This window comes from Luteibacter sp. (assembly GCF_051958795.1).
Taxonomy (GTDB): domain Bacteria; phylum Pseudomonadota; class Gammaproteobacteria; order Xanthomonadales; family Rhodanobacteraceae; genus Luteibacter.
Genome location: NZ_JBQCFT010000354.1, coordinates 1 through 2,919, shown reverse-complemented (window position 1 = coordinate 2,919; position 2,919 = coordinate 1). Strand labels below are relative to the sequence as shown.

General features: G+C 67.3%; 2 protein-coding genes. One reads left to right on the top strand and one right to left on the bottom strand.

All coding sequences use genetic code 11. The annotated features are described in order from the left end of the window. Nucleotides 1–73: 73 nt before the first annotated feature. Nucleotides 74–1,456, bottom strand: coding sequence for an FAD-binding oxidoreductase (locus ACTHLF_RS18835; protein WP_440329385.1), 1,383 nt, complete (start codon nucleotides 1,454–1,456; stop codon nucleotides 74–76). Nucleotides 1,457–1,573: 117 nt separating this feature from the next. On the opposite strand from ACTHLF_RS18835, the gene serA reads away from it, so the two are divergent. Then, complete coding sequence (gene serA / locus ACTHLF_RS18830) at nucleotides 1,574–2,815, top strand: phosphoglycerate dehydrogenase (RefSeq protein WP_440329387.1); 1,242 nt, start codon at nucleotides 1,574–1,576, stop codon at nucleotides 2,813–2,815. Nucleotides 2,816–2,919 lie beyond the last annotated feature (104 nt).

The window sequence follows — 2,919 nt, the reverse complement described above, 5'->3', positions numbered from 1 at the left end:
CCCCCCCCCCCCCCCCCCCCCCCCCCCCCCCCCCGCCGTTGGGGGCCGCGCGGCCCCCCCCGATGCTCCCGGGCTAAAGCAACTTCCCCGGGTTCATCAGCCCCTTCGGGTCCAGCACCCCCTTGATCCCCCGCATCAAGGCAATCTCCGCCTCCGAACGCACACTGCCCAGCCACGGCTTCTTGACCACCCCGATCCCGAGCTCGGCCGATATCGAACCCTCATGCCGCTCCAGGGTCTCGACCAGCAGCGTCGTCACATGCTCGCACTGCTCGACGAAGGTGGCGTACTCGACGCCGTCCGGCTTAAGTACGTTGATATGCAGGTTCCCGTCGCCGATATGGCCGAACCAGACCACATCGACATCCGGGTAGCCCTCTTCGAGCAAGGCCTGCATCTCGGCCATGAAGGCCGGCACCCGTGAGATCCGCACCGACACGTCGTTCTTGTACGGCTTGTACTTCGCCAGGCTCTCCGTGATGCCTTCGCGCAGCCGCCACAGGGCCGCGGCCTGGGCGTCCGACGAGGAGATCACGCCGTCTACGACCCAGCCCTCCTCCATGCAAAGCTCAAAGAAGCCGAGGGCGTCCGCTTCCGCCTTCTCGTCAGCGGCGTCGAACTCGGTGACCACGTAGAACGGGTGTGTCTCATCAAACGGGGCCTGCGCGCCATGCGCGAGCACGTGGTGCAGCGCCCGGTCGGTAAAGAACTCGAACGCCTCCAGGCGCAGCCGATGACGCGCCTCGGCGAACACCTTCATCAGCGCATCCATGGCCGGCACGGCCAGGAGCATCACCTGGGTCGCAGGCGGCGGCGACGTCAGCGCCAGCGTGGCTTCGACCACGATGCCCAGGGTGCCTTCCGAGCCGATGAACAGGTGGCGCAGGTCGTAGCCCGACGCGTTCTTGATCAGGCCCTTGTTGAGGTCCAGCAACTCGCCGCTGCCGGTCACGACCTTCAGGCCCATGACCCACTGCCGGGTGTTGCCGTAGCGGATGACCCGGATGCCGCCCGCGTTGGTCGCGATATTGCCGCCGACCTGGCAGGAACCGCGTGCGGCGAAATCCACCGGATAGATCAGCCCGTGTTCCTTCGCCGCGTTGTGCACCGCCTCAAGCGCAATGCCGGGCTGGACCGTCAGGGTCCGGTCGACCAGATCGAAGGCCAGCACCTTGTTCATCCGGTCCAGCGAGACGACCAGCTCGCCGTTCGCGGCTACGGCGCCGCCGGAGAGCCCGGTGCGGCCGCCCGACGGCACTATGGCGACCTCATGCTCGTTGGCCCAGCGGACCAGCGCCTGGACCTCTGCGATGTCCGCCGGAAAGGCGATCGCCAGCGGCGCGGGCGTCCAGCGTCGGGTCCAGTCACGGCCATGGTGTTCCAGGTCCCCGGGCTCGGTGGAGAGCTTCAGGCCGGGCAGCTGGCGGGCGAGTTCGGTCAGGCGCGGATCGCTCATGGGTGTCTCGCAAGGGTGGCCACCCGAGGGTGCCCGTGCGAGGCGACCTCGTCCACTGCACTGCAACATCGCGGTCACGTTCTGGCATAGTGGGGCTTCACTTCGCTGGAGACCGGGCTGGCCATGAAGCGCACGTCGTACCCCAAAGAGGACATCAAGGTGCTGCTCCTGGAAGGCGTCAGCCGGAGCGCCCTGGATACCTTCCGCCAGGCCGGTTACACCCAGATCGAGTTCCACGAGAAATCCCTGCCCGAGGACGAGCTGCGCGAACGCATCGCGGACGCGCACATCGTAGGCATCCGCTCACGCACCCACCTGACCGCCGAGGTACTGGCCGAGGCGCGCCGGCTGATCGCCGTGGGCTGCTTCTGCATAGGCACCAACCAGGTCGACACAGCCGAGGCCGAGCGGCTCGGCGTGCCCGTGTTCAACGCGCCCTATTCCAATACGCGCAGCGTGGCCGAGCTGGTGATCGCCGAGGCGATCATGCTGATGCGCCGCATCCCCGAGAAGAACGCGCAGTGCCATCGCGGCGGCTGGTCGAAGTCCGCTGCGGGCAGCTTTGAAGTGCGCGACAAGGTGCTGGGCATCGTCGGTTACGGCCACATCGGCACGCAGGTCGGCGTCCTCGCCGAATCGCTGGGCATGCGGGTGATCTTCCACGATGTCGAGGCGAAGCTTTCGCTGGGCAACGCCCGCCCCGCGTCGAACCTGGAGGACCTGCTCGAGCGCGCCGACGTCGTGACGCTGCACGTGCCGGAAACCCCGCAGACGAAGCTGATGATCGGCGCGGCCGAGATCGGCCGGATGCGCCCCGGCAGCATGCTGATCAACGCATCGCGCGGCACGGTCGTCGACATCGACGCGCTCGCCGCCGCGCTGCATTCGAAGCACCTGGCCGGCGCAGCCATCGATGTCTTCCCGGTTGAACCCAAGGGCAACGACGATCCGTTTGTCTCACCGCTGGTCGGCATGGACAACGTGATCCTGACCCCGCACGTCGGTGGCAGCACCGGCGAAGCGCAGGAGAACATCGGTATCGAGGTGGCCTCCAAACTGGTGCGCTACAGCGACAACGGCAGCACGCTCTCGGCGGTGAATTTCCCCGAGGTCTCGCTCCCCGGCCACGCGACCAGCCGCCGCCTCCTGCACATTCATCGCAACATTCCCGGCGTGCTCTCGCGGGTGAACGACGTCTTCTCGCGCGCCGCCGTCAATATCGACGGCCAGTACCTGCAGACGTCGGGACAGGTGGGTTATGTCGTGATCGATGTGACCACGACGGAAGAGCATGCGGCGGCCCTGCGCAACGAGCTTGCCGCGATCGATGGCACGTTGCGGGCGCGCGCGTTGTATTGAAGTCATCCGTGCTCTGGCATCGCGGGGCAACACCCACACCCACGCGACGGACAGCGGGGTGTGGAACGGCCATGCGCGCGACACCCCCGCCGCCCCCCAATCCG